This window comes from Campylobacter sp. CNRCH_2014_2849 (assembly GCF_025772845.1).
In the GTDB taxonomy this organism is placed as follows: domain Bacteria; phylum Campylobacterota; class Campylobacteria; order Campylobacterales; family Campylobacteraceae; genus Campylobacter_D; species Campylobacter_D lari_D.
Window position 1 is genome coordinate 26,936 of record NZ_JAKMSW010000007.1, and the last position, 22,353, is coordinate 49,288.

Below are 22,353 nucleotides of genomic sequence, written 5' to 3' on the forward strand. Positions count from 1 at the left end.
ATGCAAGAATTAATTGACGATATACAAAAAGCAGTGATTGAAATTTCAAAAGAACTTAGATATTTAAAAGATTTTGATTATACCACTTCTCAAAATGCCACAGGAGATAATCAATTAAAACTTGATGTGAAAAGCGATGAGATTATCACTAGAATTTTAAAGCAAAGCAAAGGTTTAAAAAGCTTAATTAGCGAGGAAAAACAAGAGCAATTGCTAATCAATGAAAATGAAAAATATGTTGTTGCTTATGATCCTTTAGATGGTTCTTCTTTAGTAGATGTGAATTTTGCTATAGGTTCTATTTTTGCTATTTATGAGCAAAAGGCTAGTGCAAAAAATCTAAAAGCAGCAATTTATGCTATTTATGGCGTGCGTTTAGAGCTTATAGTGTGTATAGACACTCCTAAGCTTTATAGATTAAATGAAAAAGATGAATTTGTTTTTGTTAAGGATTTGAGATTAAATGAAAAAGGCAAATTAAATGCAAGCGGTGGGACACAAAAAAATTGGTCAAATACTCATAGAGCCTTTATAAAAGCTTTATTTGATGAGGGTTATCGCTTGAGATATTCTGGTGCTATGGTGAGTGATTTGCACCAAATTTTACTCAAAGGTGGAGGGTTGTTTTCATATCCTGCAACAAGCGATGCACCAAATGGAAAATTAAGAGCATATTTTGAGGTGTTTCCTTTTGCTTTTATTTTTGAAAAAGCAGGAGGATTTTCTACCAATGGAGAAAATAATTCTTTACTTGATTTAGAATTTGAAAAAATTCATGCAAGTACGCCATGCTTTTTGGGTTCTAAATATGAAATTGAAAAACTAAAACAAGCTTATAAAGGTTTTTAATGGCTGAAGTTAAAGATGAATTTGAGTTGGCTTTAGAAGTTAAAAAAAATGAACTTCAAGCTTGTCAAAACGAAAAAAAAATAAAATCTTGTTTACCTTGCTCTATGATTTTTGAGTGCTCTTTAAGAAAAGAGTATATAGAAGCAGTTTATAAGAGTATGTCTAAAGGTAAAGAAGGTGGATTTGATTTTTAATAAAGGTTGAAAATGCGTTATATTACTACCCCGATATATTATGTAAATGATGTGGCTCATATTGGTCATGCTTACACTACGATTATAGCAGATACTTTGGCTAGATTTTATCGCTTACAGGGAGAAAAAACATTCTTTTTAACAGGCACAGATGAACATGGTCAAAAAATAGAGCAAGCTGCTAGCGTTAGAAATTTTACCCCTAAAGAATATGCAGATGAAATTAGTGCTAAGTTTAAAAAACTTTGGGATGAGTTTGGAATTTCTTATGATTATTTCATTAGAACTACGGATGAAAATCACAAATTAAGCGTTCAAAAAGCATTTAAAAAAATGTATGATAAAGGTGATATTTACAAAGGCACTTATGAAGGCTTTTATTGTGTTTCTTGTGAGAGTTATTTTACCCAAACTCAGCTTGTAAATGAGTGTCATTGTCCAGATTGTGGTAAGAAAACACAGCTTTTAAAAGAAGAAAGTTATTTTTTCAAGCTTTCTAAATATCAAGATCAAATTCTTAAATGGTACAAAGAAAAAGAGCCGATTTTACCTAAAAATAAGGCTAATGAGTTGATTTATTTTGTAGAAGGTGGCTTAAAAGATCTTTCCATTACAAGAACGAGTTTTGAATGGGGTATAAAGCTTCCAAAAGAACTAAATGATGAAAAACATGTGGTGTATGTTTGGCTTGATGCTTTGATGAATTATGTGAGTGCTTTGGGCTATGGACTTGATGATGAAAATATGGATCTTTGGCCTGCTCATATACACTTTGTAGGCAAAGATATTTTGCGTTTTCATGCAGTGTATTGGCCTGCGTTTTTGATGAGTTTAGAACTTCCTTTACCTAAATTTATAGCAGCACATGGTTGGTGGACTAAAGATGGTGAAAAAATGAGCAAATCTAAAGGCAATGTTGTAGCGCCTAAAGAAGTAGCAGATACTTTTGGTTTAGAGGCTTTTAGATATTTTTTACTCAGAGAAGTTCCTTTTGGTAATGATGGAGATTTTTCGCAAAAAGCATTAATCACTAGAATCAATGCAGAATTGAGCAATGAGCTTGGAAATTTATTAAATAGAATTATCGGTATGAGTGCTAAGTATTCTCAAAATATTATTGAGTGTAAAGATGTGAATTTGTATTTTAATCAAGAATTAAATGAATGCAAAGAGTATTTAGATAATGCAATCAATGCTTTGGAAAATATCCAGCCAAATCGCTATTTAGAGGAACTTTTTAAGGCTTTATCTTTAGCAAATTTAAGTATTAGTAAATATGAGCCTTGGAATTTGATTAAAAATAATCAAACGCAAAAAGCTAATGCTTTAGTGGCTTTATGTGCTAATATTTTAACAAAAGCAACTATTTTACTTTCAGCTGCTATGCCAAAGACAGCATTAAAAATTGCAAAGGCTTTAAATTTTGAAATATCAAACGAAAATTATCAAAAACTAATTTTAAATAATCAATTATGTGATTTAAAATCAAGTGCATGTGAAGCTTTGTTTCCAAAAGTTGAATTAACCCAAGAAAATAAAAAAGAAGAAAAATTAGAAGAGAAGTCAAATTTAGCTCAAATTAAAATAGATGATTTTAGAAAAATCGAAATCAAAGTAGCATTAGTAAAAGATTGTCAGAATATAGAAGGCAGTGAAAAGCTTTTAAAATTTCAACTTGAACTTGAAAATGGCGAACTAAGACAAGTGCTTTCAGGTATTGCTAAATTTTATAAAGCTAGTGAGTTAATAGGCAAGCAAGTTTGCGTAATTACAAATCTAAAAAAAGCTAAAATTTTTGGTCATGAAAGCCAAGGTATGATTTTAAGTGCTCAAAAAGATGAAAAATTAGTTTTGATAAGCCCGCAAGGCTTTATCGAAAATGGAGCTTTAATAGGCTAGATGAATATTTCTAACTTTATCGAACTTATTAATGCTCGAGTTTTAAATTATGGAGCAACTTCTAGTGTTTATGATTTTAGTATAGATTTAAACAAAGTCAAACAAGCAAGTGTTTTTTTTGCTAAAAATAATGAACAAGCAAGCTTTGCTATAAAACTTGGTGCTTATGTTATAGTAAGTGAGGAAAGATTAAAACTTGAAGATAAAGATGTGTTTTATCTTCAAGTTGATGATTTAGAAGCAACTATTTTTAGACTTTTTAGATTTTTAAGTGAAGAAAAATCTTATGAATTTATATATTGCAATCATGTAGAATTAAAATTTGCAAAGGCATTTAATTTTAAAGTCTTAAATTCAAATATTTTATTAGATTTTGATCTTTTAAAAAATTCAAAAGAAAAAACTTTCTTTTGCTCTGATGATGAAAAATTTATTTTAAAACTTAAATCAAATTTTCATGCTTTAAAAGCATGTAAATACGAAATTTTAGGCTCTAAATCTTTATTTCAAACAAGTTTGCTTTGTAAAAATTTGTATTTTAAAGATTTAAAATTTGCATTTTTTTATGCAGATATTTTTGCTAGATTTATTGATTTTGCTGAAAAGCAAAATCTATCTTTTAATTTTAATGAAAAAAAGTTAGATCTTTTTAAGGCATATTTTTTAAACTCAAAAAATGAAATTTGTGTTTTTGGTGGAAGTTCTAGAGTAATTTTACTTGTGGAAAACGAAAAAGATTTTGAATTTATATGCCAAAAGCTCCAAGGCGTTAAAGATTTCAAAATAGCATTAAAAAATTCATTATTTTGTGATTTTTCTTATATAAATTTGAGTGAATTAAAGAATTTTTTTGATTTTAAATATTGCCTAATCAAAGAAAGCGAAGAAGAGTTTTTGGAGTATTTTTTAGCACAAGAGAAAAAAATTAGTTTATTTGATTAAAAAAATATCAACTTTAAAAAGATATATTTACGATTTTATTTTATTAATTTAAGGAAAAAATATGAAAAAATTTTTATTTTTAAGTTTATTTGCTGCAGCTGCATTAAATGCTGAAATTTTAGTTTATGGTCCAGGTGGTCCTGCTCCTGTTTTGAAAGAGCTTGCTAAGCAATTTGAAGAAAAACATGGAGAAAAAGTTATTATTAATGCAGGACCAACACCTAAATGGATAAAAAAAGCAAAAACAGATGCTGATATTATTTATTCAGGTAATACTTCTATGATGGATGGTTTTGTTAAAGCAATGCCAAAACAAATCAAAATACAAGATGTTCAAGTTTTAAATGCTAGAGGCTCGGGTATGATTGTAAGAGCAAATAATCCAAAAAAAATTAAAAAATTTGAAGATCTTTTAAAAGATGGTGTTAATGTTATGGTGGTTGATGGAGCAGGGCAGGTTGGCTTATATGAGGATATGGCTTTAAAAACAGGAAAAATTGAAAACCTAGAAAAATTAAGAAAAAACATTAAAGTATATGCTAAAAATTCAAAAGCAGCGGTTGATGAGTGGAAAAATAATCAAAAAATCGATGCTTTAATCATTTGGACACATTGGATTAAAGCAGTTGGAGAGAAAGAAAATAAATTTATTTTAGCGGATAAAAATTCAATCATTTACAGAGCGGCTGAAATAGTTCCAACGCAAAAAGGTTTAAAAAATCCAAAAGTAGCTGAATTCATCAAATTTACACAAAGTAAAGAAGCTCAAAAAATTTGGAAAAAAGAAGGTTGGGTAGCTAAATAAAAATCAAAGCATTTTACAAAAAGTAAAATGCTTTTATAATATTATTTTTCGTTGATTTCTGCTTCGATGCTAATTTGTACTTCATCGCTAAGTGTTAAGCTAGAAGTATCAGGAGCAAATTTGAAATCACTTCTTTTAATTTGTCCTTGTAGAGTAAAACCTGCTTTTTCTTTACCACTATCTGTTTTAATAACACCGCCAATTTCAGTATCTAAAACAACATCTTTGCTTATTCCAGCAATGCTTAATGAGCCATACATTTTACCTTTTTCATTAGAGATTTTTTCATATTTACTCATAGTAAAAGTAATGTTTGGATGAGTTTTTGCTTTAAAAAAATCATCTTGTTGTAAATGTGCATCTCTTGCTTTATTTTCTGTGTTTATAGAAGCAACTTTTATATTTGCTTGAAGTTTGTTAAATTCAAATTTAGCACTATCAAAATCAATTACTGCATCATAATCTTTAAAATTTCCATTTACATTGCTAATTTGTAAATGTTTGATTTTAAAAGCTACATTTGTGTGTGCTTTATCTAAGCTAAATTCTTTACTCAAAGCACTACTTGCCAAAATCGAAGCAGCTAAAAATGAACCAAATAATATTTTTTTCATGTTTTCTCCTTAATGTTTAAAAAAGCAAATTATACAAACTAAAATAAAATGAAAGTAAATTTTTAAACATATTCTATAAAATCTTTTACATTAGCCTCTTTAAAGCCTTTTAGTCTTAATAAACAACTATCACATTTACCACAAGCTTTATCTCCTCTTTCATAGCAAGACCAAGTATATTCTAAGGCTACCTTTTCTTTTAGGGCTAATTCAACTATTTGTCCTTTACTTAGATGAACTAATGGGGTTTTTATTTGTACTTTGCAAGTTTTTGTTGTTCCTTCATTGATAAATTCATTAGCTTTTTGTATAAATTTCGCACTACAATCAGGATAACCACTGCTATCTTCTTGTACCACTCCTATAAAAATACTTTCACAATTTTCCTTTTCAGCTATAGCACCTGCGATAGATAAAAAAATGCCATTTCTAAAAGGAACATAGGTGTTTGGGACTTCTTTTTCATGTAGTTTTTCTTTGGGAATTTCTAAATTTAAATCTGTTAATGAGTTTCCTCCAATATTTGCTATAAATGACACATCTAAAATATATTTTGTTTTTATGTTAAGTTTTTCACAAATTTTATTAAAACATTCCCTTTCTTTAAGCATGGTGCGTTGGTTATAGTCAAAATGTAAAGCAATGATCTCATATCCTTCTTTTTTAGCTAAATATGCACATAAAGTACTATCCATACCACCACTTATAATACAAAGAGCTTTTTTCATGCTTTTCCTTAATTTTGATATAATTTTGAAATTATAAAATCAAAAGGATAATAATGATTTTTTGTGAAGAAGAAATGGATATTTCTTTTCTTGAAAAAATAGCACAGAAAATGAGCGATCAAAATATAGAGCTTGTTTTGGTAGATGAAAGAGTTATGCGTGAGATTAATTTTAGTCAAAGAGGTATAGATAAAACTACAGATGTGTTATCTTTTCCTTTGATACAAAATTGTGAAAATTTACTTGGCAGTATTGTGATAAATTTAGATGAAGTAAGTAAAAAAGCAATGGAGTATAAACACAGTAATGAAGAAGAGATGGCATTACTTTTTATACATGCTATGCTTCATTTACAAGGATATGATCATGAGGTAGATCAAGGACAAATGAGACAAAAAGAACAAGAATGGATTGAATATTTTAAGCTACCAAAAAGCCTGATAGTAAGAGTGCAAGAGGAGTAAATATTTAAAAAATTTTAGCTTATGTGTGAGTTATATACCTATAATGAAAATACATTTATACTAAATATTTTAGGAAAAATTTGATATTTGTTTATCTAGTTTGACAAAGAGTAGTACTAATTATGATTTTGTCCAAACAAAGTAAAATCAATATTTAAGGTGAGAAAATCAATACGGAGCCTATGATAAAGCTCCTTATTCTGCCGGAGCAATTGAAATTTTTATAAGTTTTGATAAGGGTTAAAGCCTTTTTAGAAGAAAATTTAAAACTTGCTTATTTGATCTTAAACAATTTTAATCGTCAAATTTTTGTCTTAAAATAGTCCCATTATCATCAATATAAAGTTTCATTTGATTATTAAGTTCTATTTTGTAATATGAAATTTTTCTTTCTATTTCAATAATCGCTGCATTTGGATAGGTATTTTTAATGGTATTTTGTATTGCTAAAGGCAAAATAGCATAATTTAAAGATCTGAAATTTTCAGCTTCTTTAAATTCTCCATTGAGTGAAAACTCAATTTCACTTCCATCACTTAAATAAATTTCGTAAGAATATCCATCTTGTTCTACTAGACCAATCTCTGCATTAAAGTAATCTTTAATAAATTGTTTGATATTTACCGGCAAAGAATCAGGTGCTATGACTATACCAGCATTAAGAGTATTTAAACTAATCAAAAAAGCTAAAGCTAGTTTTTTCATTTTTAACCTTATTGTATTTTTGACGATATTGTATCTTATTAATGTGAATTTTATGTGTAAGCTAGAATTTAAATAGCTTTTTGTTATAATTATTAAAAATACAAAGTAGGGCAATGGTAGCTTCATTTTTAATCGCTTTTAATGTTATTGTATTTATTTTTGTAAATTATCTTTATTTTGGTTCTTTAAATTTAGATACTATTTTGGGTTTAAATTTATTTTTTTTTCAAGGATTTTACTGGCAAATTTTAAGCTCAATATTTATGCATGGAAATTGGCCTCATTTGATTTTAAATATGATAGTGCTTTTTCAATTTGGTTCTATGCTTGAAAAATACTTAAAAAGTTTTAAATTTGCCCTGCTTTATTTAATCGGTGGAATTCTTTGCTCTTTGCTTAGTGCTTTTTATGTGTATTTAAGTTTTGATGGTAGTTTTGTAAATGTAGTGGGTGCAAGTGGTGCTATATGTGTTTTAATGGGGTATTATGCATATTTGGATAAAACCGCCACCAAAGGACTTATCGTGGCTATATTATTAATGAGTTTTGTGCCTATTTTTATGGGTGTTAATATAGCTTGGTATGCACATATTTTTGGCTTTATATGTGGATATGCTTTGGGTAAATTTAAGGTTATAAGATGAAATATATCTATTTTATTCGTCATGCTAAAGCTCAAAAAGAAAATTACGATCAAGATTTACAACGAGAACTTAGTTCTAGTGGAAAAGATGATTTAAAAACTATGATTTATAGGATTAAGGATTTAGAATTTAAAGCCCAAAGCATTATCTCAAGTCCTGCTAAGCGCTGTATAAAAACAGCACAAAAACTCTGTAAAAGCTTTTCTTTAAAAGAAAAAGATATCAAGATAGAAAAAAGCTTTTATGATGGTAATTTAAAGGATGTGTTAAATTTTATAAAAGAATCAAAAGAGAGTAGGGTAGTGCTAATTATGCACAATCCTTTATTGCAAGAACTTTGTGAGTATCTAGCTCATATAGACTTAGAAAACTTTCCAACTTCTGCTATTTTATGTATGCAATTTGATATAAAAGAATTTAAAGATATAAAAGAACACAGCGGGGAAGTTGTGTTTTTTGATTATCCTAAAAGTCAAGAAAATAACTAATCTACATTTTTAAACTTCAAATTTATTTAAGCAAAAATATAAACTAAAATTTAGTTGAAATGAAAAATATACATCTTTAGTCTTTTATAGCTGCATAAAATAACTTATAATATTTTTCAAAAAATTATACTTATTTTTTTATGGATAAATTATTTTCATCCAAAAAATAAAATGCTTTAAAATACTATATTATAAGTATTTTTAAATATATTTTATTTATGTATAAACAGATAAATATAAAAGTTTGAAAATTATAGTTTTCAATACAAAATATATATAATTTCAAGATTTTACTATTTATCATATAATTTTACATATATATTAAGTTTAAGTTAAAATATTTTTATAGACTAAAAAAGCTAAAATGATGAGTAAAAAGGAAAATAAATATAAAAGTTTAGCTTGTATGAAATTTTTGGTTTTATTTGGATTTTTGGATTAATCTTGAAAGTTGTTTTGCTAAAAGTTTAGCACTATTTTCATCTTTGCTAAGTTTTTTCATATTTTCTCTAAATTCATAAAGCCTTTTTTCTTGTGCAAAGTCATTATTTAAAGTATTATCTTGTTTTGAAATATTGTTTTGTTTTACTTGCTTTTGCGCGGTTTTTTTCTTAAAAAACATATTATCACCCTATTTTGTTTTTATAATTATAGCTTGATATTTTTTAAGTAAGATTTTTTTATAATTTTTATATTAATTTTAAAAGGAAAAAAATTGAAAACCATAGGTTTAATAGGTGGAATGAGTTATGAAAGCACACTTAGTTATTATGAAATAATCAATAAACTAACAAATGAAAAATTAGGAAAATTACATAGTGCAAAGATAGTTTTAACTAGTGTTGATTTTGAAGAAATAGAAGAATGCCAACGAAAGAATGATTGGCAAAAAGCAAGTGAAATTTTAACCCAACATGCCCTACTTTTGCAAAAAAGTGGAGTTGATTTTATATTAATTTGCACTAATACTATGCATAAATGTTATGAAAATATACAAAAAAACATTCAAATTCCTATCTTACATATAGCTAAAGCTATGCTTTTAGAACTTCAAGAGCAAAATATCGATAAAGTGTTGTTATTGGGGACAAAATACACTATGCAAGAAGATTTTTATAAACAACTTTTAATTAACTCAAAGATTGAAGTTTTTATTCCCAAAAATGATGATATTTTAAAGCTTAATGACATTATTTTTAATGAACTTTGCAAAGGTATTATAAATGAAAAATCAAAAAGATATTTATGTCATTTGATTGCTCAATTTTCGGAGGTTCAAGGAGTGATTTTGGGTTGTACTGAACTTGGTTTGATTATAAAAGAAAGCTCTAAAAAGCTATTTGATAGTGCTTATATCCATGCTAAAATGGCTACTTTGAAAGCTTTGGAGAATGAGTGATGAAATATCCTCTAGATTGTGAAGAAAATTTTGAAAAGTCATTTTTATTTTGGCTTTGTAGATATGTGAAATTTAAACTAAATTCTTTATCAAATAAAGAATTAAAAGACCCCCAAGCTTTAGCTGTAGTAAATTTAGCCTTAAGTAAGGGTGTTAAAAATATACAAGAGCTTGATGCTTATGTAAAAAAAGCAAGAAATGCAGGACTTAGCGGTGTAAATACATATTTTAATCCTTTGAAAAAACTTTATGAGTATTTGTTATTTTATAAGCTTTATTCACTAAAACAAATCGATGAAGAGCTTTTAGTAGAAATTTTAGCAAGTATTAGTGCTTCTTTGTCTGATGCGAGTAAGAAAAACTACCGCATAGCTGTGATTAATTTTTTTGCATTTTTAGATAAACAAAATGAAGAAGATCAAAAAGCACATATTTTTGATATCAACCTTAAAAATTGGGCTGGTATAAGTGGTTCTAAGGGAGTTAAGCTACCTGAGTATATGAGTGAAGATGAAGTGAGTAAATTTTTAGATGCTATTGATAATACAGATTTTAAAAGTAATACCATACGCAATCGCTTGATTGTTAAAATCATCATTTTTACAGGAATTAGGGTTAGTGAAGCTATTAATATAAAATTAAAAGATATTAGCGAAGAAAATGATCTTTATATTATACGCATTAGAGCTAAAGGTAATAAATACCGCGTTGTGATGATTAAAAAAGAGCTTATAGAACATCTTTTAAAAGATGTAAGGGTAAATTATCTTTCTTATGATGGACTTTTATTTGTCAATCGCAATGGCAAAGCCCTAACCCAAGCTTATGTTTCGCGTATAGTAGAACAAATTTTATTTAAAGCAGGAATTCGCAAGCAAAAAAATGGAGCCCATATGCTAAGACATACTTTTGCTACCCTGCTTTATAAAAAACAAAAAGATTTAGTTTTAGTCCAAGAAGCACTAGGGCATGCGAGTTTAAATACTTCAAGAATTTATACGCACTTTGATAATGAAAAGCTAAAATTAGCTGCAGAGGTAGCCAAAAAACTTCACGATAGAACCTAGATAGTTTTATCTAGTATTTTTTAATCACTTATTCTTAGTGTTTTTTGGCATTTAAAAACACACTAAGAATGATCAAAGCAAAAGCAAAAAGATCAATCACGCTATAAATAGTTCCTAAAAATAAAAAACTCATAAAAGCAGCAGCCACAGGTTCTATACAAGCTATCATACTAGCTTTAAAAGCTCCTATTAATCCAACTCCTTTTAAATATAAACAAAAAGCCCCTATTGTACCTATAAATACAATCACGCTCATAGCCAAAAAGGAATTTAAAGAAAAATCATGTTTTGGGATATTTCCTTGCAATAATACAAAAAGCAAAAAAGAAGCAAATAAACTAGCTAAACCCATGATTAAAAATAAGCCATATTTTGCTATGATAAGCCTAGCACTCAAAGAATAAAACGCTACTCCAAGAGCTCCAAAAAAAGCCCAAATAACACCTCTTATATCAAGTTTTAATGTATTAATATCCCCATTTGTTATAAGTAAAAATAAGGCAAAAAGTATTAAAAACAAAACGATTAGCTCTATTTTTTTAGGAAAAATTTTATTTTTAAAACACATAAAAAGCATTATGATTAATGGTGCGTTGTATTGTATCATCGTGGCAGTTCCTGCATCGGTATAATAAATAGCTTTAAAATAACCATATTGAGTTATCAATAAACCAAAGATAGAAAAAATTAAAAGAGAGCTAAGTTCTTGTTTTTGCTTTAGCAATTTTAATTTGAAATTTTTTGCACCCAAAATTATTAAAATAACGCCGGTAAAAAGCAAACGATAAAAACTTACCCATTCAGCAGAATAATGATTTTTAAACAAATACTCAGCCAAAACTCCACTTATGGCCCAAAATATCCCACCAAGTATGACTAGAAAAACTCCCAAAAAACACCTTTAATCTTATTAATTTATATAATATTTGTAGTAAAATATTATTATATCATTAAATGTATATATTTCAAGGAAAATTAATGACTTATTTAGAGATTGATGGTGTTGAAAAATTAAATGGAGAAGTGATAATAAGTGGTGCAAAAAATGCAGCACTCCCTTTGATAGCTTCAAGTATTTTAGCTAAAAATGAAGTGCAAATTTCAAATTTACCAAATGTAGCAGATATTTGCACCTTACTTTCTTTGCTTGAAAATTTAGGAGCAAATTATACTTTTAAAGACAATTTTGCAAAAATAAATACAAAACATTTAAATAAAACCATAGCAAAATACGACATCGTGCGTAAAATGCGTGCTTCTATACTTACCTTAGGGCCTTTACTAGCTAGATTTGGAAATTGTGAAGTTTCTTTACCGGGAGGTTGTGCTATAGGCCAACGCCCTATTGATTTACACCTTTTAGCTTTAGAAAAAATGGGAGCTAATATTGAGATTAAACAAGGCTATGTAGTAGCTAGTGGAGGGCTTAAAGGTGCTGATGTGATGTTTGATAAAATCACTGTTACAGGCAGTGAAAATATCATTATGGCAGCAGCCCTAGCTCATGGTAAAACTAGACTTTTAAATGTTGCTAAAGAGCCTGAAGTGGTGCAACTTTGTGAGGTTTTAGCTAGAGCCGGGCTTGATATACAAGGCATAGGATCTTCTGAACTTGAAATTTATGGCACAAGTGGAGAACTTTTAGAATTTAAACCTTTTGAAATTATTCCTGATCGTATTGAAGCAGGAACTTATCTGTGTGCAGGAGCTATCACTAACTCAAAAATCACTCTAAAAAAAGTCAATGCAAGCCATCTTAGTGCAGTTTTGGCAAAGCTAGAGCAAATGGGCTTTAGTTTTGATATTAATGAAGATAGTATTAGTATAAATCCTGCTAAAGAAATCAAACCAGTTGAAATTTTAACTAGCGAATATCCAGGTTTTCCAACGGATATGCAAGCACAATTTATGGCTTTAGCTTTAAAAGCAAATGGTGCAAGTATTATTGATGAGAGATTATTTGAAAATCGTTTTATGCATGTAAGTGAGCTTTTAAGAATGGGAGCTGATATAAGGTTAAACGGGCATATTGCTACTATAAATGGCACTAAAGAGCTTTTGGGAGCTGATGTTATGGCTACTGATTTGCGTGCGTCTTCTGCTTTGATTTTAGCGGCTTTAGCAGCTAAAGGCACAAGTAAAATTCATAGAATTTATCATCTTGATAGAGGGTATGAAAATTTAGAAGAAAAATTTAAAAAACTAGGTGCAAGTATAAGAAGGCTTGAAGAATGAGAGATATTTTTGCAACTTTAGATTTTTTAAAAGAACAAATCAAAGCAAAAAATGAATTTCAAAAAGTAAATTTGACACAAGCTTTGGGGTGTATTTTATATGAAGATGTTTTTGTGAAAAAAAACCTACCCGCTTTTGATAATTCTGCCCTAGATGGCTATGCACTAAATTATACACATAAGAATGAATTGCTAGAAATAAAAGGAAGCATTTTAGCAGGCGATAAAAATGATTATATTATAGAAAAAAATGAATGCTATAAGATTATGACAGGAGCTAAAATTCCTCAAAATGCAAATACCATTTTAATGTTTGAAGAAGCTTTGCTTGAAGATGAAAAGCTCAATGTTAAAAATGCTAAAGAAAACAATGCCATCCGCTTTAAAGGCGAGGAAGCAAAGCTTGGAGAACTTTTGTTTAAAAAGGGGCAAAAAATCACTTCAGGTATGATAGCTATGCTTGCTGCTCAAGGAATTTATGAGCTAAAAGTAGTTAAAAAAATGCGTATTGGAATTTTTTCAAGTGGAGATGAGCTTGTAGAGCCTTGGGAAAATGCTGATGAATACAGCATATATAATGCAAATGCTTTTGGAATTTATGCTATTTTGCAAGATTATGCTGATGTTGAGTATTTAGGACTTATAAAAGATGATTTAAATGCATATAAAAAGCTTTTAGAAAATAAAGAATTTGATATGCTTGTAAGCAGTGGTGGAGCTAGCGTGGGTGAGGCTGATTTTATCAAACAAGCTTTACTTGAGTGTGATTTTAGCCCTATTTTTGAAAAAGTAAATGCTAAACTTTGTAAGCATGTAAAACTTTTTAGCAAAAGCGATATGCTTTTTCTAGCCCTACCAGGAAATCCTTTAGCCTCTTTAGTTTCAACGCATATTTTTGCAAAAAATATACTCAATTTACTTTATGGTAAAGAACTTTTGGAAATTGATAAAGCAAGATTGACTAAAGATTTAAATTTCAAAGGTCAAAGAAATGATTTTGCTTTTGGAAAATTAGTCGATGGGTATTTTAAACCAAGTGAAGCTAAATTTGGCTCAGGTATGCTAAAACCTTTATGTGAAAACACGCATATTTTAATCACGCAAATTGATGATACAAAATTAGTAAAAGATCAGGAAGTTAAAGTTTTAAAAATTTAATAGGGTGTTGCACTACCCTATTTTGAATGATTAACTTCTTGCTTTATCTAAAGTTTTAAAAAGATTGTTTAAGATATTTTCTTCATTTTTTTGGTATTTGCTTTGGCGTAATTTCTCCCAAGCATATACGCTATAATCTTTAGAAATTGAACCTATATTTAAATCTGTATTACTAAAAGCATTGTTGCTATCTTTTTTATACTCTTTTTCCTCTTTGTCTTTAAGTGCATTAAGTGTAGCTTGAAATTCATCTGAAGATGTGTTTTTTTCTTTGATTTTTGTCATATTGTTTAAGGCTAGCGGACTATTTTTATCATTTACTTGCATGAGTTGCTCCTTTTAAAATTTAATAATCACAAGCAAAAAACATTCCTTAATTTTAAAAACTTGACAATAAAATAAAGTTTTGATAAAATCACACTCTACTTTCAAAATGCGGGAATAGCTCAGGGGTAGAGCACAACCTTGCCAAGGTTGGGGTCGCGAGTTCGAATCTCGTTTCCCGCTCCACTTCTTTTAACTAAAATCAAACTTTTTTGATGTATTATATAATTAATATATTTTATATAAGAGGTTGCTGTATTGTTTTTTAAACAAATCATTCTAGTTTTATTTTTCTATACTTTAAGTTTTGCTTCGAATTTTGATGAAGTAAAATTAGCTTTGATTAAAGAATTTAAAATAAATTATCCGCAGTTAGAAATCATTTCTTTGGATCTTAACACTCAATCAAGTTTGCCTGCTGATTTTAATCAATATATTTTTTTAAAGCTAGGTAATCATAATTTTGATAGAGCCGATGGCTTTATAAAGGCTGAATTTAAAACTCCAGAGCAGTTTAAAAAAAATATATTTTTTAAGTATTTTTTAAAGGCAAAATTAGAAGTTTTGCAAACTACGCGTCCTATTTCGCGTAATGAAAATTTAAGTCCTGCTAGTTTTAAAATTTTAAAAATTCCTTTTGATAAAGCCCCTCAAGGTGTATTAAAAAAAGATGAAATCGCAAATTTAATAGCCAAAAGCAATATAAGAGAAAATATGATTTTAAAATATAATATGTTTAAAACCAAAACCCTTATACAAAGAAATGATTCTGTTTATGGTATTATCAAAGATGGGGATTTAAGCATGATGATAGAATTAAAAGCCTTGCAAAGTGGGAATTTAAACCAAAGAATTCGCCTTAAAAATAAAGATGGAAAAGTCGTGCATGGTAAAGTTATTAGTAAAAATTATGTGGAGCTAAAATGAGAAAAATTTTAGTAGGTATTAGCGGGGCTAGTTCTTGCGAGCTTGGCTTTTTATTATTAAAACATTTAAAAGAAAAAGGACAAATTTATGCTATTGTGAGTAAAAATGCAAAAATAAGCTTTATAAAAGAAAATTCCCTTTTGCAAAATATAGACTTTTTGCAACACATAAAAGATAAATTTGAGCTTGAACATGTAAATTTTTTAGATAATGAAGACATTAGTCAATGCGTAGCAAGCGGATCTTTTGGCATAGAAACGACTTTTATCACACCTTGCTCGATTAACACTTTAGCAAAAATTGCTTGCGGTATAAATGATACTTTACTTACAAGAGCTGCAGGAGTGGCTTTAAAAGAACGCAAAAAGCTCATACTTGGAGTAAGAGAAATGCCCTATTCTACTTTAAATTTAGAACAAATGGCTAAACTTTCTAGCCATGGAGTTATCATCGCTCCTCCTGTAATGGCAAGTTATGCTAAGATTGATAATTTAGAAAAATTATATGAATTTATCATAGGAAAGTGGCTTGATCTAGCAAATATCGAGCATAATTTATACCAAAGGTGGCAATGATGGCTAGTTGTATATACCCAGGAACATTTGATCCTATCACTAATGGACATTTAGATGTTATCATTAGAGCTAGCAAGATGTTTGAAGAGGTGGTAGTTGCTATAGCTAAAAGTGAAAGTAAAAAGCCTATGTTTAGCTTGGAACATAGAGAAAAAATGGTAAAAATTGCTACAAAAGACTTAAAAAATGTTAAAATTACAACTTTTGATAACTTACTAGTAGATCTTGCTAAAAATTTGCAAATAAATATCATTATAAGAGGCTTAAGAGCGGTGAGTGATTTTGAGTATGAATTACAACTTGGCTATGCAAATCACATGCTTTGGGAAGATTTTGAAACCATATATCTTATGCCAAATTTAAAAAATTCTTTTATTTCAAGCTCCATAGTAAGATCAATTTGTGCTCATAATGGTGATGTGAGCAAGCTTGTGCCAAAAGAAATTATACCTTTATTAAAGGAGAGAGATTGTATATAGCTTTTGAAGGGGTTGATTGTGTGGGTAAAAGCACACAGATAGAACTTTTAAAAAAATATTTTCATAATGCATTTTTTACTAAAGAACCAGGTGGAAGTGAGCTTGGAGTGCATTTGAGAAAAATTTTATTAGAAAGCAAAATACATTTTTCTAAAAAAACTGAGCTTTTGCTTTTTTTAGCAGATAGAGCAAATTTAATCGACATGCATTTAGCACAAAATAAAAACAAACTTATCATTTCAGATCGTAGTTTTATTTCTAATATGGCTTATGCAAGATGTGATTTTGATCAAAATATTTTATTTGAGTTAAATTCTTTTGCCACAGGCGGGGTTTTTCCGCAAAAGGTTATATTTTTGCATGGCTCTAAAGAGCTTATTGAACAAAGACTTTCTAAAAAAGATCTAGATAGTATTGAAAAAAGAGGGGTTGAATATTTTTTAAATATACAAAATGCCCTAGAAGAAACTTTAGAGTTTTTAAAAACTAAGATAGATATAAAAATTTTAAAATTAGATGCTTCTTTGAGTATTGAAATTTTACATGAAAAAATTAAGGATTTTATAGATGATTAATGCTTTAAAAGGAATGAAAGATTTACAAGATGATCAAGCTACTCTTTATGAAAAAGTGGTAAAAACTTGTGAAAAAGTAGCTAAAAACTATGGTTTTACTTTTATTAATTGTCCGCATTTAGAACTTACTAAGCTTTTTAAAAGAAGTGTTGGAGAAAGCTCTGATATAGTTGGCAAAGAAATGTATGAATTTGTTGATAAAGCAGGCAATGATGTGTGTTTAAGGCCTGAAGGGACAGCTGGGGTGGTAAGATCATACATAGAAGCTAAAATGGACAAGGCTCAAAGTGTTAAAAGATGGTTTTATCATGGCTCTATGTTTCGCTATGAAAGGCCACAAAAAGGAAGATTGCGTGAATTTCATCAATTTGGAGTAGAAAGCTTTGGCATAGCAAGTGTGTATGAGGATGCGAGCATTATTTTAATGCTAAATGAAATTTTTAAACGCTTAGAAATTCATACAAGCTTGAAAATTAATTCTTTAGGCTGTAAAGAATGTATGGGTGTATATAAAGAAAAACTCATAGATTTTTTAAATTCTAAAGAAGGTTTTTGTGAGGATTGTTTAAGAAGAAAAGACTTAAATCCTATTAGAGTGCTTGATTGCAAAAATGATCATTGTCAAAGTTTAATCGAAAATGCACCAAAACTAAGTGAAAATTTATGCTCATGTTGTAAGAAAGATTATGAAAAATTGCAAAAACTTTTAAAAGAAAATGATGTTGAATTTGAATGTGATGAAAAATTAGTGCGTGGGCTTGATTATTATTCTAAAAGTGCATTTGAGTTTGTTAGCGATGAAATCGGTGCAAAAGCTGCCGTAGCAGGTGGTGGAAGATATGATAGATTGATTGAATATTTAGATGGTAAAAGTGGTTATGGTGTGGGTTTTGCTATGGGTATAGAAAGGATTATGGCTATTTTAGAGCAAAAACAAAGCGTAAAATCAAGAGAAGGAATTTATCTTTGTGCTATGGATGAAGCTTATATAGATACTATTTTTAAATTAGCAAATACTTTAAGAAAAAAACATAAGGTATATTTAAGCTATGAAGCAAAAAAACTTGCAAAGCATTTAAACCAAGCAGATAATGCTAATGCTGAAATCTTTTTGTGTATAGGCGAAGATGAAATGCAAAAAGAAGAGATTTTTTATAAAAATTTAGATAGTAAAGAAAATAAAAATATAAAATTAGCAAATTTGGAGAATGAGTTATGATTGATTATGGTATTAATATTTGGGGTGCAAATAATTTTATCATTGAAAATGGCAAAGTATGTGTAAATCATGGTAAAAAACCTGCCATTATAGATATAGTAAATACTTTACGCGATGATGGTTATAAGGGGCCACTGTTGCTTCGTTTTCCTCATTTAATCCATAAGCAAATTGAGCAAATTTATAATAAATTTGCTAAAGCAAAAAAAGAATTTAACTATAAAGGTTCTTTTAACGCTGTATATCCTTTAAAAGTCAATCAATATCCAGGTTTTGTAAAAAATTTAGTTAATCTAGGTAAAGAATACAACTATGGCTTAGAGGCAGGAAGTAAGGCTGAGCTTTTGCTAGCTATGGCTTATAACAATGAAGGTGCACCTATAACAGTTAATGGCTTTAAAGATAAAGAACTCATAAATATGGGCTTTATAGCGTGTGAAATGGGTCATAATATCACTTTAACTATGGAAGGACTTAATGAGCTTGAAGCAATGATTGAAATTGCTAAAAATCGTTTTAAGCCAAAGCCAAATATAGGCTTAAGGGTGCGTTTGCATTCAGCTGGAGTAGGAATTTGGGCAAAAAGTGGTGGTATAAATTCAAAGTTTGGTTTAACATCTACTGAGCTTATTGAAGCGGTAAATCTTTTAAAAGCTAATAAACTTTTAGAGCAATTTACTATGATACATTTTCATTTAGGCTCACAAATTACTGAAATTCATCCTTTGAAAAAAGCTCTAAATGAAGCGGGTAATATCTACACCGAGCTTAGAAAAATGGGGGCAAAAAATTTAAAAGCTATTAATCTTGGTGGAGGTTTAGCGGTAGAATACTCTCAGTTTAAAAACGAAACAAGCAGAAATTACACCTTAAGTGAGTATGCAAACGATGTTGTGTTTATTTTAAAAGGTATTGCAGAACAAAAAAAAGATTTAGAGCCTGATATTTTTATAGAAAGTGGGCGTTTTGTAGCAGCTAATCATGCTGTTTTAGTAGCACCTGTTTTAGAGCTTTTTTCTCAAGAATACACAGAAAGCAAGCTTTTATTAAAAGATAAAAACCCAAAACTTATTGATGAACTTTATGATTTGTATAAAAACATTAAAGCTTCTAATGCACTTGAGTATTTACATGATAGCATTGATCATATGGAGAGTATTTTAACCTTGTTTGATTTGGGTTATGTAGATTTACAAGATCGCTCAAATAGTGAAATTTTAGTACATTTGATTATGAGAAAAGCTATTTCTTTGGTGGGTGATCAAGCTGATTTATCGAGTTTGCAAAATGAAGTGCAAGAAAAATATTTAGTGAATTTTTCAGTATTTCAGTCTTTACCTGATTTTTGGGGTTTAGAGCAAAATTTCCCTATCATGCCACTTGATAGACTCAATAAAAAGCCAACTAGAAGTGCAAGTATATGGGATATAACTTGTGATAGCGATGGAGAAATTTCTTATTCTAAAGATAATCCTTTGTTTTTACATGATATTGATGTAGAAGCTGAAGATTATTTTTTAGGATTTTTCCTAGTGGGAGCTTATCAAGAAGTGCTTGGCATGAAGCATAATCTTTTTACACATCCAACTGAAGCTTGTATAAGTATTAATGAAAAGGGTTTTGAAGTAGAAAGCGTGCTAGAGGCTCAATCTATTTTAGATACCTTAGAAGATCTTGATTATGATGTGCATGCAATTATGGACAATATTAATGAAAAAATTTATGCTTCAAAACTTGTAAATGAAAATCAAAAAAAACATATTTTGGGTGAAATTTATTTATTTTTAAATGATAATGGATACTTAAAAAGTATAGGTTCTAAATGAGTATTTTTAAACTAATCAAAGAAGATTTTTCTATGCCAAAACAAAAAGATCCTGCATATAGATCTTGGGTGGAATTAGTTTTTAACTATCCTGGTGTTTGGGCTGTGGTAAATTATCGTTTTGCGCATTTTTTTTATATCAAAAATTATAAACGCATAGCAAGAATGATTAGTGGAATTTCTCAGTTTTTAACAGGGGTTGATTTGCATCCTGGAGCTACGCTAGGTAGAAGGATATTCATAGATCATGCAATAGGTGTGGTAGTAGGTGAAACAGCTATAATTGGTAATGATGTGATTATCTATCAAGGAGTAACCTTAGGTGGCACAAGTTTAGATAAAAATACCAAAAGACATCCTACTATAGAAGATGGTGTGATCATAGGCTCTGGGGCTAAAATTTTAGGTAATATTACCATAGGTAAAAATGCAAAAATAGGTTCAAATGCAGTTGTATTAAAAGATGTTGGGGCAAATTTAACAGCTATTGGTATACCTGCTTATATTAAAGAATTTCAAATAAGTCAAAAAGAGAGAATTCAAAAACTAGAGGAAAGAATTAAATTTTTAGAAGAAAAACTAAATAAAGAGGACAAATGATAGCAATTACAGGTGGAGGCACGGGAGGGCATTTGGCTATAGCTAGATGTTTATTGCAAAGTGCAAGAAAACAAGGCATAGAATGTATTTACATAGGAAGTGAAAATGGCCAAGATAGACTTTGGTTTGAAAATGAAAATGGTTTTTATAAAAAATATTTTCTAAGCTCTCAAGGCGTTGTTAATAAAAAAGGCTTAGCTAAAGTTCAATCATTTTTACATATTTTAAAACTTGCAAGAAAAACAAAACAAATTTTAAAAGAACATAATATTAAAGCAGTTTTTAGTGTGGGTGGATATAGCAGTGCCCCAGGCGCTTTTGGTGCTTTAATGGCAAATACTCCACTTTTAATCCATGAGCAAAATTCAAAAATAGGAAGTTTAAATTCACTTTTAAAACCTTTTTCTAAAGCTTTTTTTACTGCTTTTGATGATCAAATTAACAAAACAAATACTTTCTTTTGTCCTTATCCTATTAGCGAGATTTTTTCTCAAAAAGCAAGAGTGAGAAAAGAATTAAAAAATATTATTTTTCTTGGCGGCTCTCAAGGGGCTAAATTTATTAATGACCTTGCTTTAGAAAATGCTTTATACTTTAAAGAAAAAGGTATAAATATCATTCATCAATGTGGTAAGAATGATCATGAAAGATGTAAAAAAGCTTATGAGGATTTAAATGTCAAAGTAGAGCTTTTTGATTTTGATAAAAACATTATAGATAAAATTTCTAAAGCAGATTTAGCTATATCAAGATCAGGTGCAAGTAGTCTTTTTGAGCTTAGTGCAAATTTACTTCCTTGTATTTTTATTCCTTATCCATATGCGGCTAAAAATCATCAATATTTTAATGCTTTGTATTTAAAAGAGCGTAATTTATGTGAAATTTTAACCCAAGAAGAAAAACATCAATTTTTAAATTTAGTAGAAAATTTCTCATTAGAAGAAAAATCTATAGCCTTGCAAGGATTAAAAAGCGAAAATGGCGCAGATTTTATGATAGAAAAAGCAAAACAAATGGGGTTTATTTAAATAAAATACCCCCCAAACGCACCATATTTGAACCACATTTTATAGCTAGTTCAAAATCCCCACTCATACCCATGGAGCAAATTTTTGCCCCGTGTTTTTGTAAAATTTCATAGATTTTAAAAGTTTGCTCAAAGCTTTCTTGAACTTTTTCCTCATCCATAGAGCCTATACACATAATGCCTGTAAGGTTTAAATTTTTACACTCTTCTTGTATTTGTAAATACTCTTCTATGGCCTTATTTTGCTCTATACCACTTTTAGAACTTTCATTAGCAGTATTAATTTCTAATAAAGTATCTAATTTATAATCAAGTCTTTTATCTATAGCTTTGGCGATTTTTAAGCCATTGCAAGATTGCCAAAGTAACGGGTTTTGTTTGATTAAAAGATTGATTTTGTTACTTTGAAGATTGCCTATAAAATGCCATTTGATTTCTAAATCTTGAAGTTTTTCTTTTTTTAAAGCTAAAGCTTGGACTTGATTTTCTCCAAACTCTATAACACCTTGCTTAAAAAGCTCTCGAATTTGTTCATCTTGAACATACTTGCTAGCTGCTACTAAACGCACATTTTGTTTTATGGTTTTTTCAAAAATACTTTCTAAATTCATC

27 protein-coding genes and 1 tRNA gene are annotated in these 22,353 nt (G+C 29.0%); 21 read left to right on the top strand and 7 right to left on the bottom strand.

Annotated elements, in window-relative coordinates; translation table 11 throughout:
* The 5 genes from L8X33_RS05860 (at position 1) to L8X33_RS05880 (ending at position 4,689) form a co-directional block, all read left to right on the top strand.
* Entirely contained in the window at positions 1–849 is an 849-nt protein-coding gene (locus L8X33_RS05860) for a class 1 fructose-bisphosphatase (protein WP_263670220.1), read from the top strand.
* Positions 849–1,043, top strand: a complete 195-nt coding sequence (locus L8X33_RS05865; RefSeq protein ID WP_133318925.1) for a hypothetical protein — start codon at positions 849–851, stop codon at positions 1,041–1,043. Before L8X33_RS05860 ends, L8X33_RS05865 begins: the two co-directional genes overlap by 1 nt.
* Positions 1,044–1,055: 12 nt before the next feature.
* Positions 1,056–2,942: a methionine--tRNA ligase gene (gene metG, locus L8X33_RS05870; RefSeq protein WP_263670221.1), complete on the top strand. Its 1,887-nt coding sequence runs from the start codon at positions 1,056–1,058 to the stop codon at positions 2,940–2,942.
* On the top strand, positions 2,943–3,884 hold the full coding sequence (locus tag L8X33_RS05875) for a hypothetical protein (protein WP_263670222.1): 942 nt from the start codon (positions 2,943–2,945) through the stop codon (positions 3,882–3,884). It abuts the gene before it with no gap.
* 61 nt (positions 3,885–3,945) lie between these two features.
* The gene (locus tag L8X33_RS05880) at positions 3,946–4,689 is read left to right on the top strand and encodes a substrate-binding domain-containing protein (RefSeq protein WP_263661339.1); all 744 of its coding nucleotides are present in this window, start codon (positions 3,946–3,948) and stop codon (positions 4,687–4,689) included.
* Between the two features lie 41 nt (positions 4,690–4,730).
* Here L8X33_RS05880 and L8X33_RS05885 read toward each other — a convergent pair whose 3' ends face one another.
* Positions 4,731–5,303, bottom strand: coding sequence for a YceI family protein (locus L8X33_RS05885; protein ID WP_263666556.1), 573 nt, complete (start codon positions 5,301–5,303; stop codon positions 4,731–4,733).
* A gap of 62 nt (positions 5,304–5,365) precedes the next feature.
* Entirely contained in the window at positions 5,366–6,031 is a 666-nt protein-coding gene (gene queC / locus L8X33_RS05890; protein WP_133318920.1) for a 7-cyano-7-deazaguanine synthase QueC, read from the bottom strand.
* A gap of 53 nt (positions 6,032–6,084) precedes the next feature.
* On the opposite strand from queC, the gene ybeY reads away from it, so the two are divergent.
* Positions 6,085–6,495 (top strand): rRNA maturation RNase YbeY, encoded by a 411-nt coding sequence (gene ybeY, locus L8X33_RS05895; protein ID WP_220566256.1) that lies wholly within the window; start codon positions 6,085–6,087, stop codon positions 6,493–6,495.
* Between the two features lie 294 nt (positions 6,496–6,789).
* Here ybeY and L8X33_RS05900 read toward each other — a convergent pair whose 3' ends face one another.
* Positions 6,790–7,200: a PepSY-like domain-containing protein gene (locus tag L8X33_RS05900; RefSeq protein WP_133318918.1), complete on the bottom strand. Its 411-nt coding sequence runs from the start codon at positions 7,198–7,200 to the stop codon at positions 6,790–6,792.
* Between the two features lie 113 nt (positions 7,201–7,313).
* Here L8X33_RS05900 and L8X33_RS05905 point away from each other — a divergent pair, with 113 nt between their 5' ends.
* On the top strand, positions 7,314–7,844 hold the full coding sequence (locus L8X33_RS05905) for a rhomboid family intramembrane serine protease (RefSeq protein WP_133318917.1): 531 nt from the start codon (positions 7,314–7,316) through the stop codon (positions 7,842–7,844).
* Positions 7,841–8,332, top strand: coding sequence for a SixA phosphatase family protein (locus L8X33_RS05910; protein ID WP_133318916.1), 492 nt, complete (start codon positions 7,841–7,843; stop codon positions 8,330–8,332). Before L8X33_RS05905 ends, L8X33_RS05910 begins: the two co-directional genes overlap by 4 nt.
* A 421-nt stretch (positions 8,333–8,753) precedes the next feature.
* Here the strand turns inward: L8X33_RS05910 and L8X33_RS05915 are convergent, their stop codons facing one another.
* On the bottom strand, positions 8,754–8,954 hold the full coding sequence (locus L8X33_RS05915; RefSeq protein WP_263670223.1) for a molybdenum cofactor biosynthesis protein: 201 nt from the start codon (positions 8,952–8,954) through the stop codon (positions 8,754–8,756).
* A 93-nt stretch (positions 8,955–9,047) separates the two neighbouring features.
* Here L8X33_RS05915 and L8X33_RS05920 point away from each other — a divergent pair, with 93 nt between their 5' ends.
* Together L8X33_RS05920 and L8X33_RS05925 are read left to right on the top strand one after the other, a co-directional pair.
* Positions 9,048–9,731, top strand: a complete 684-nt coding sequence (locus tag L8X33_RS05920; protein WP_263670224.1) for an aspartate/glutamate racemase family protein — start codon at positions 9,048–9,050, stop codon at positions 9,729–9,731.
* Positions 9,731–10,798: a tyrosine-type recombinase/integrase gene (locus L8X33_RS05925; RefSeq protein WP_263670225.1), complete on the top strand. Its 1,068-nt coding sequence runs from the start codon at positions 9,731–9,733 to the stop codon at positions 10,796–10,798. The genes L8X33_RS05920 and L8X33_RS05925 overlap by 1 nt, the downstream gene beginning before the upstream one ends.
* A 34-nt stretch (positions 10,799–10,832) precedes the next feature.
* Here the strand turns inward: L8X33_RS05925 and L8X33_RS05930 are convergent, their stop codons facing one another.
* The gene (locus L8X33_RS05930; protein WP_263670226.1) at positions 10,833–11,690 is read right to left on the bottom strand and encodes a DMT family transporter; all 858 of its coding nucleotides are present in this window, start codon (positions 11,688–11,690) and stop codon (positions 10,833–10,835) included.
* Positions 11,691–11,776: 86 nt separating this feature from the next.
* On the opposite strand from L8X33_RS05930, the gene murA reads away from it, so the two are divergent.
* Positions 11,777–13,033 (top strand): UDP-N-acetylglucosamine 1-carboxyvinyltransferase, encoded by a 1,257-nt coding sequence (gene murA / locus L8X33_RS05935; RefSeq protein ID WP_133318912.1) that lies wholly within the window; start codon positions 11,777–11,779, stop codon positions 13,031–13,033.
* Positions 13,030–14,190, top strand: a complete 1,161-nt coding sequence (locus tag L8X33_RS05940) for a molybdopterin molybdotransferase MoeA (RefSeq protein WP_263670227.1) — start codon at positions 13,030–13,032, stop codon at positions 14,188–14,190. Before murA ends, L8X33_RS05940 begins: the two co-directional genes overlap by 4 nt.
* Positions 14,191–14,220: 30 nt before the next feature.
* On the opposite strand, the gene L8X33_RS05945 is transcribed toward L8X33_RS05940, so the two are convergent.
* A complete protein-coding gene (locus tag L8X33_RS05945) occupies positions 14,221–14,517 on the bottom strand; it encodes an invasion antigen C (RefSeq protein WP_039668370.1) in 297 nt (98 codons plus the stop codon).
* Between the two features lie 108 nt (positions 14,518–14,625).
* Between L8X33_RS05945 and L8X33_RS05950 the strand changes: the two genes are divergently transcribed.
* From L8X33_RS05950 to L8X33_RS05990, 9 genes are all read left to right on the top strand, one after another.
* Positions 14,626–14,700: transfer RNA gene (locus tag L8X33_RS05950), tRNA-Gly, on the top strand.
* Between the two features lie 72 nt (positions 14,701–14,772).
* A complete protein-coding gene (flgA, locus tag L8X33_RS05955) occupies positions 14,773–15,441 on the top strand; it encodes a flagellar basal body P-ring formation chaperone FlgA (RefSeq protein ID WP_263662435.1) in 669 nt (222 codons plus the stop codon).
* On the top strand, positions 15,438–16,016 hold the full coding sequence (locus tag L8X33_RS05960; protein WP_263670228.1) for a UbiX family flavin prenyltransferase: 579 nt from the start codon (positions 15,438–15,440) through the stop codon (positions 16,014–16,016). The genes flgA and L8X33_RS05960 overlap by 4 nt, the downstream gene beginning before the upstream one ends.
* Positions 16,016–16,495 carry a pantetheine-phosphate adenylyltransferase gene (gene coaD, locus L8X33_RS05965; RefSeq protein WP_263661347.1) on the top strand — a complete coding sequence of 160 codons (480 nt, stop codon included), beginning with the start codon at positions 16,016–16,018 and terminating at the stop codon, positions 16,493–16,495. The genes L8X33_RS05960 and coaD overlap by 1 nt, the downstream gene beginning before the upstream one ends.
* Positions 16,486–17,070, top strand: a complete 585-nt coding sequence (gene tmk, locus L8X33_RS05970) for a dTMP kinase (RefSeq protein ID WP_133318908.1) — start codon at positions 16,486–16,488, stop codon at positions 17,068–17,070. Before coaD ends, tmk begins: the two co-directional genes overlap by 10 nt.
* Positions 17,063–18,289, top strand: a complete 1,227-nt coding sequence (gene hisS, locus L8X33_RS05975) for a histidine--tRNA ligase (RefSeq protein ID WP_263670230.1) — start codon at positions 17,063–17,065, stop codon at positions 18,287–18,289. Before tmk ends, hisS begins: the two co-directional genes overlap by 8 nt.
* Positions 18,286–20,115, top strand: coding sequence for a biosynthetic arginine decarboxylase (speA, locus tag L8X33_RS05980; RefSeq protein ID WP_263659697.1), 1,830 nt, complete (start codon positions 18,286–18,288; stop codon positions 20,113–20,115). Before hisS ends, speA begins: the two co-directional genes overlap by 4 nt.
* Positions 20,112–20,714 (top strand): serine O-acetyltransferase, encoded by a 603-nt coding sequence (cysE, locus tag L8X33_RS05985; RefSeq protein WP_133318905.1) that lies wholly within the window; start codon positions 20,112–20,114, stop codon positions 20,712–20,714. Before speA ends, cysE begins: the two co-directional genes overlap by 4 nt.
* Positions 20,711–21,742 (top strand): UDP-N-acetylglucosamine--N-acetylmuramyl-(pentapeptide) pyrophosphoryl-undecaprenol N-acetylglucosamine transferase, encoded by a 1,032-nt coding sequence (locus L8X33_RS05990; protein ID WP_263662439.1) that lies wholly within the window; start codon positions 20,711–20,713, stop codon positions 21,740–21,742. The genes cysE and L8X33_RS05990 overlap by 4 nt, the downstream gene beginning before the upstream one ends.
* Here the strand turns inward: L8X33_RS05990 and L8X33_RS05995 are convergent.
* Complete coding sequence (locus L8X33_RS05995; protein ID WP_263662440.1) at positions 21,735–22,352, bottom strand: YggS family pyridoxal phosphate-dependent enzyme; 618 nt, start codon at positions 22,350–22,352, stop codon at positions 21,735–21,737. The two genes, L8X33_RS05990 and L8X33_RS05995, sit on opposite strands and share 8 nt — an antisense overlap.
* Between the last annotated feature and the right edge of the window lies 1 nt (position 22,353).

Excerpts from the sequence above, each read along its gene's own strand:
- L8X33_RS05860 (WP_263670220.1), top strand. The coding sequence starts at position 1 with ATGCAAGAATTAATTGACGATATACAAAAAGCAGTGATTGAAATTTCA.
- L8X33_RS05865 (WP_133318925.1), top strand. The coding sequence starts at position 849 with ATGGCTGAAGTTAAAGATGAATTTGAGTTGGCTTTAGAAGTTAAAAAA.
- metG (WP_263670221.1), top strand. The coding sequence starts at position 1,056 with ATGCGTTATATTACTACCCCGATATATTATGTAAATGATGTGGCTCAT.
- L8X33_RS05875 (WP_263670222.1), top strand. The coding sequence starts at position 2,943 with ATGAATATTTCTAACTTTATCGAACTTATTAATGCTCGAGTTTTAAAT.
- L8X33_RS05880 (WP_263661339.1), top strand. The coding sequence starts at position 3,946 with ATGAAAAAATTTTTATTTTTAAGTTTATTTGCTGCAGCTGCATTAAAT.
- L8X33_RS05885 (WP_263666556.1), bottom strand. The coding sequence starts at position 5,303 with ATGAAAAAAATATTATTTGGTTCATTTTTAGCTGCTTCGATTTTGGCA.
- queC (WP_133318920.1), bottom strand. The coding sequence starts at position 6,031 with ATGAAAAAAGCTCTTTGTATTATAAGTGGTGGTATGGATAGTACTTTA.
- ybeY (WP_220566256.1), top strand. The coding sequence starts at position 6,085 with ATGATTTTTTGTGAAGAAGAAATGGATATTTCTTTTCTTGAAAAAATA.
- L8X33_RS05900 (WP_133318918.1), bottom strand. The coding sequence starts at position 7,200 with ATGAAAAAACTAGCTTTAGCTTTTTTGATTAGTTTAAATACTCTTAAT.
- L8X33_RS05905 (WP_133318917.1), top strand. The coding sequence starts at position 7,314 with ATGGTAGCTTCATTTTTAATCGCTTTTAATGTTATTGTATTTATTTTT.
- L8X33_RS05910 (WP_133318916.1), top strand. The coding sequence starts at position 7,841 with ATGAAATATATCTATTTTATTCGTCATGCTAAAGCTCAAAAAGAAAAT.
- L8X33_RS05915 (WP_263670223.1), bottom strand. The coding sequence starts at position 8,954 with ATGTTTTTTAAGAAAAAAACCGCGCAAAAGCAAGTAAAACAAAACAAT.
- L8X33_RS05925 (WP_263670225.1), top strand. The coding sequence starts at position 9,731 with ATGAAATATCCTCTAGATTGTGAAGAAAATTTTGAAAAGTCATTTTTA.
- murA (WP_133318912.1), top strand. The coding sequence starts at position 11,777 with ATGACTTATTTAGAGATTGATGGTGTTGAAAAATTAAATGGAGAAGTG.
- L8X33_RS05940 (WP_263670227.1), top strand. The coding sequence starts at position 13,030 with ATGAGAGATATTTTTGCAACTTTAGATTTTTTAAAAGAACAAATCAAA.
- L8X33_RS05945 (WP_039668370.1), bottom strand. The coding sequence starts at position 14,517 with ATGCAAGTAAATGATAAAAATAGTCCGCTAGCCTTAAACAATATGACA.
- L8X33_RS05960 (WP_263670228.1), top strand. The coding sequence starts at position 15,438 with ATGAGAAAAATTTTAGTAGGTATTAGCGGGGCTAGTTCTTGCGAGCTT.
- coaD (WP_263661347.1), top strand. The coding sequence starts at position 16,016 with ATGGCTAGTTGTATATACCCAGGAACATTTGATCCTATCACTAATGGA.
- hisS (WP_263670230.1), top strand. The coding sequence starts at position 17,063 with ATGATTAATGCTTTAAAAGGAATGAAAGATTTACAAGATGATCAAGCT.
- speA (WP_263659697.1), top strand. The coding sequence starts at position 18,286 with ATGATTGATTATGGTATTAATATTTGGGGTGCAAATAATTTTATCATT.
- cysE (WP_133318905.1), top strand. The coding sequence starts at position 20,112 with ATGAGTATTTTTAAACTAATCAAAGAAGATTTTTCTATGCCAAAACAA.
- L8X33_RS05990 (WP_263662439.1), top strand. The coding sequence starts at position 20,711 with ATGATAGCAATTACAGGTGGAGGCACGGGAGGGCATTTGGCTATAGCT.
- L8X33_RS05995 (WP_263662440.1), bottom strand. The coding sequence starts at position 22,352 with ATGAATTTAGAAAGTATTTTTGAAAAAACCATAAAACAAAATGTGCGT.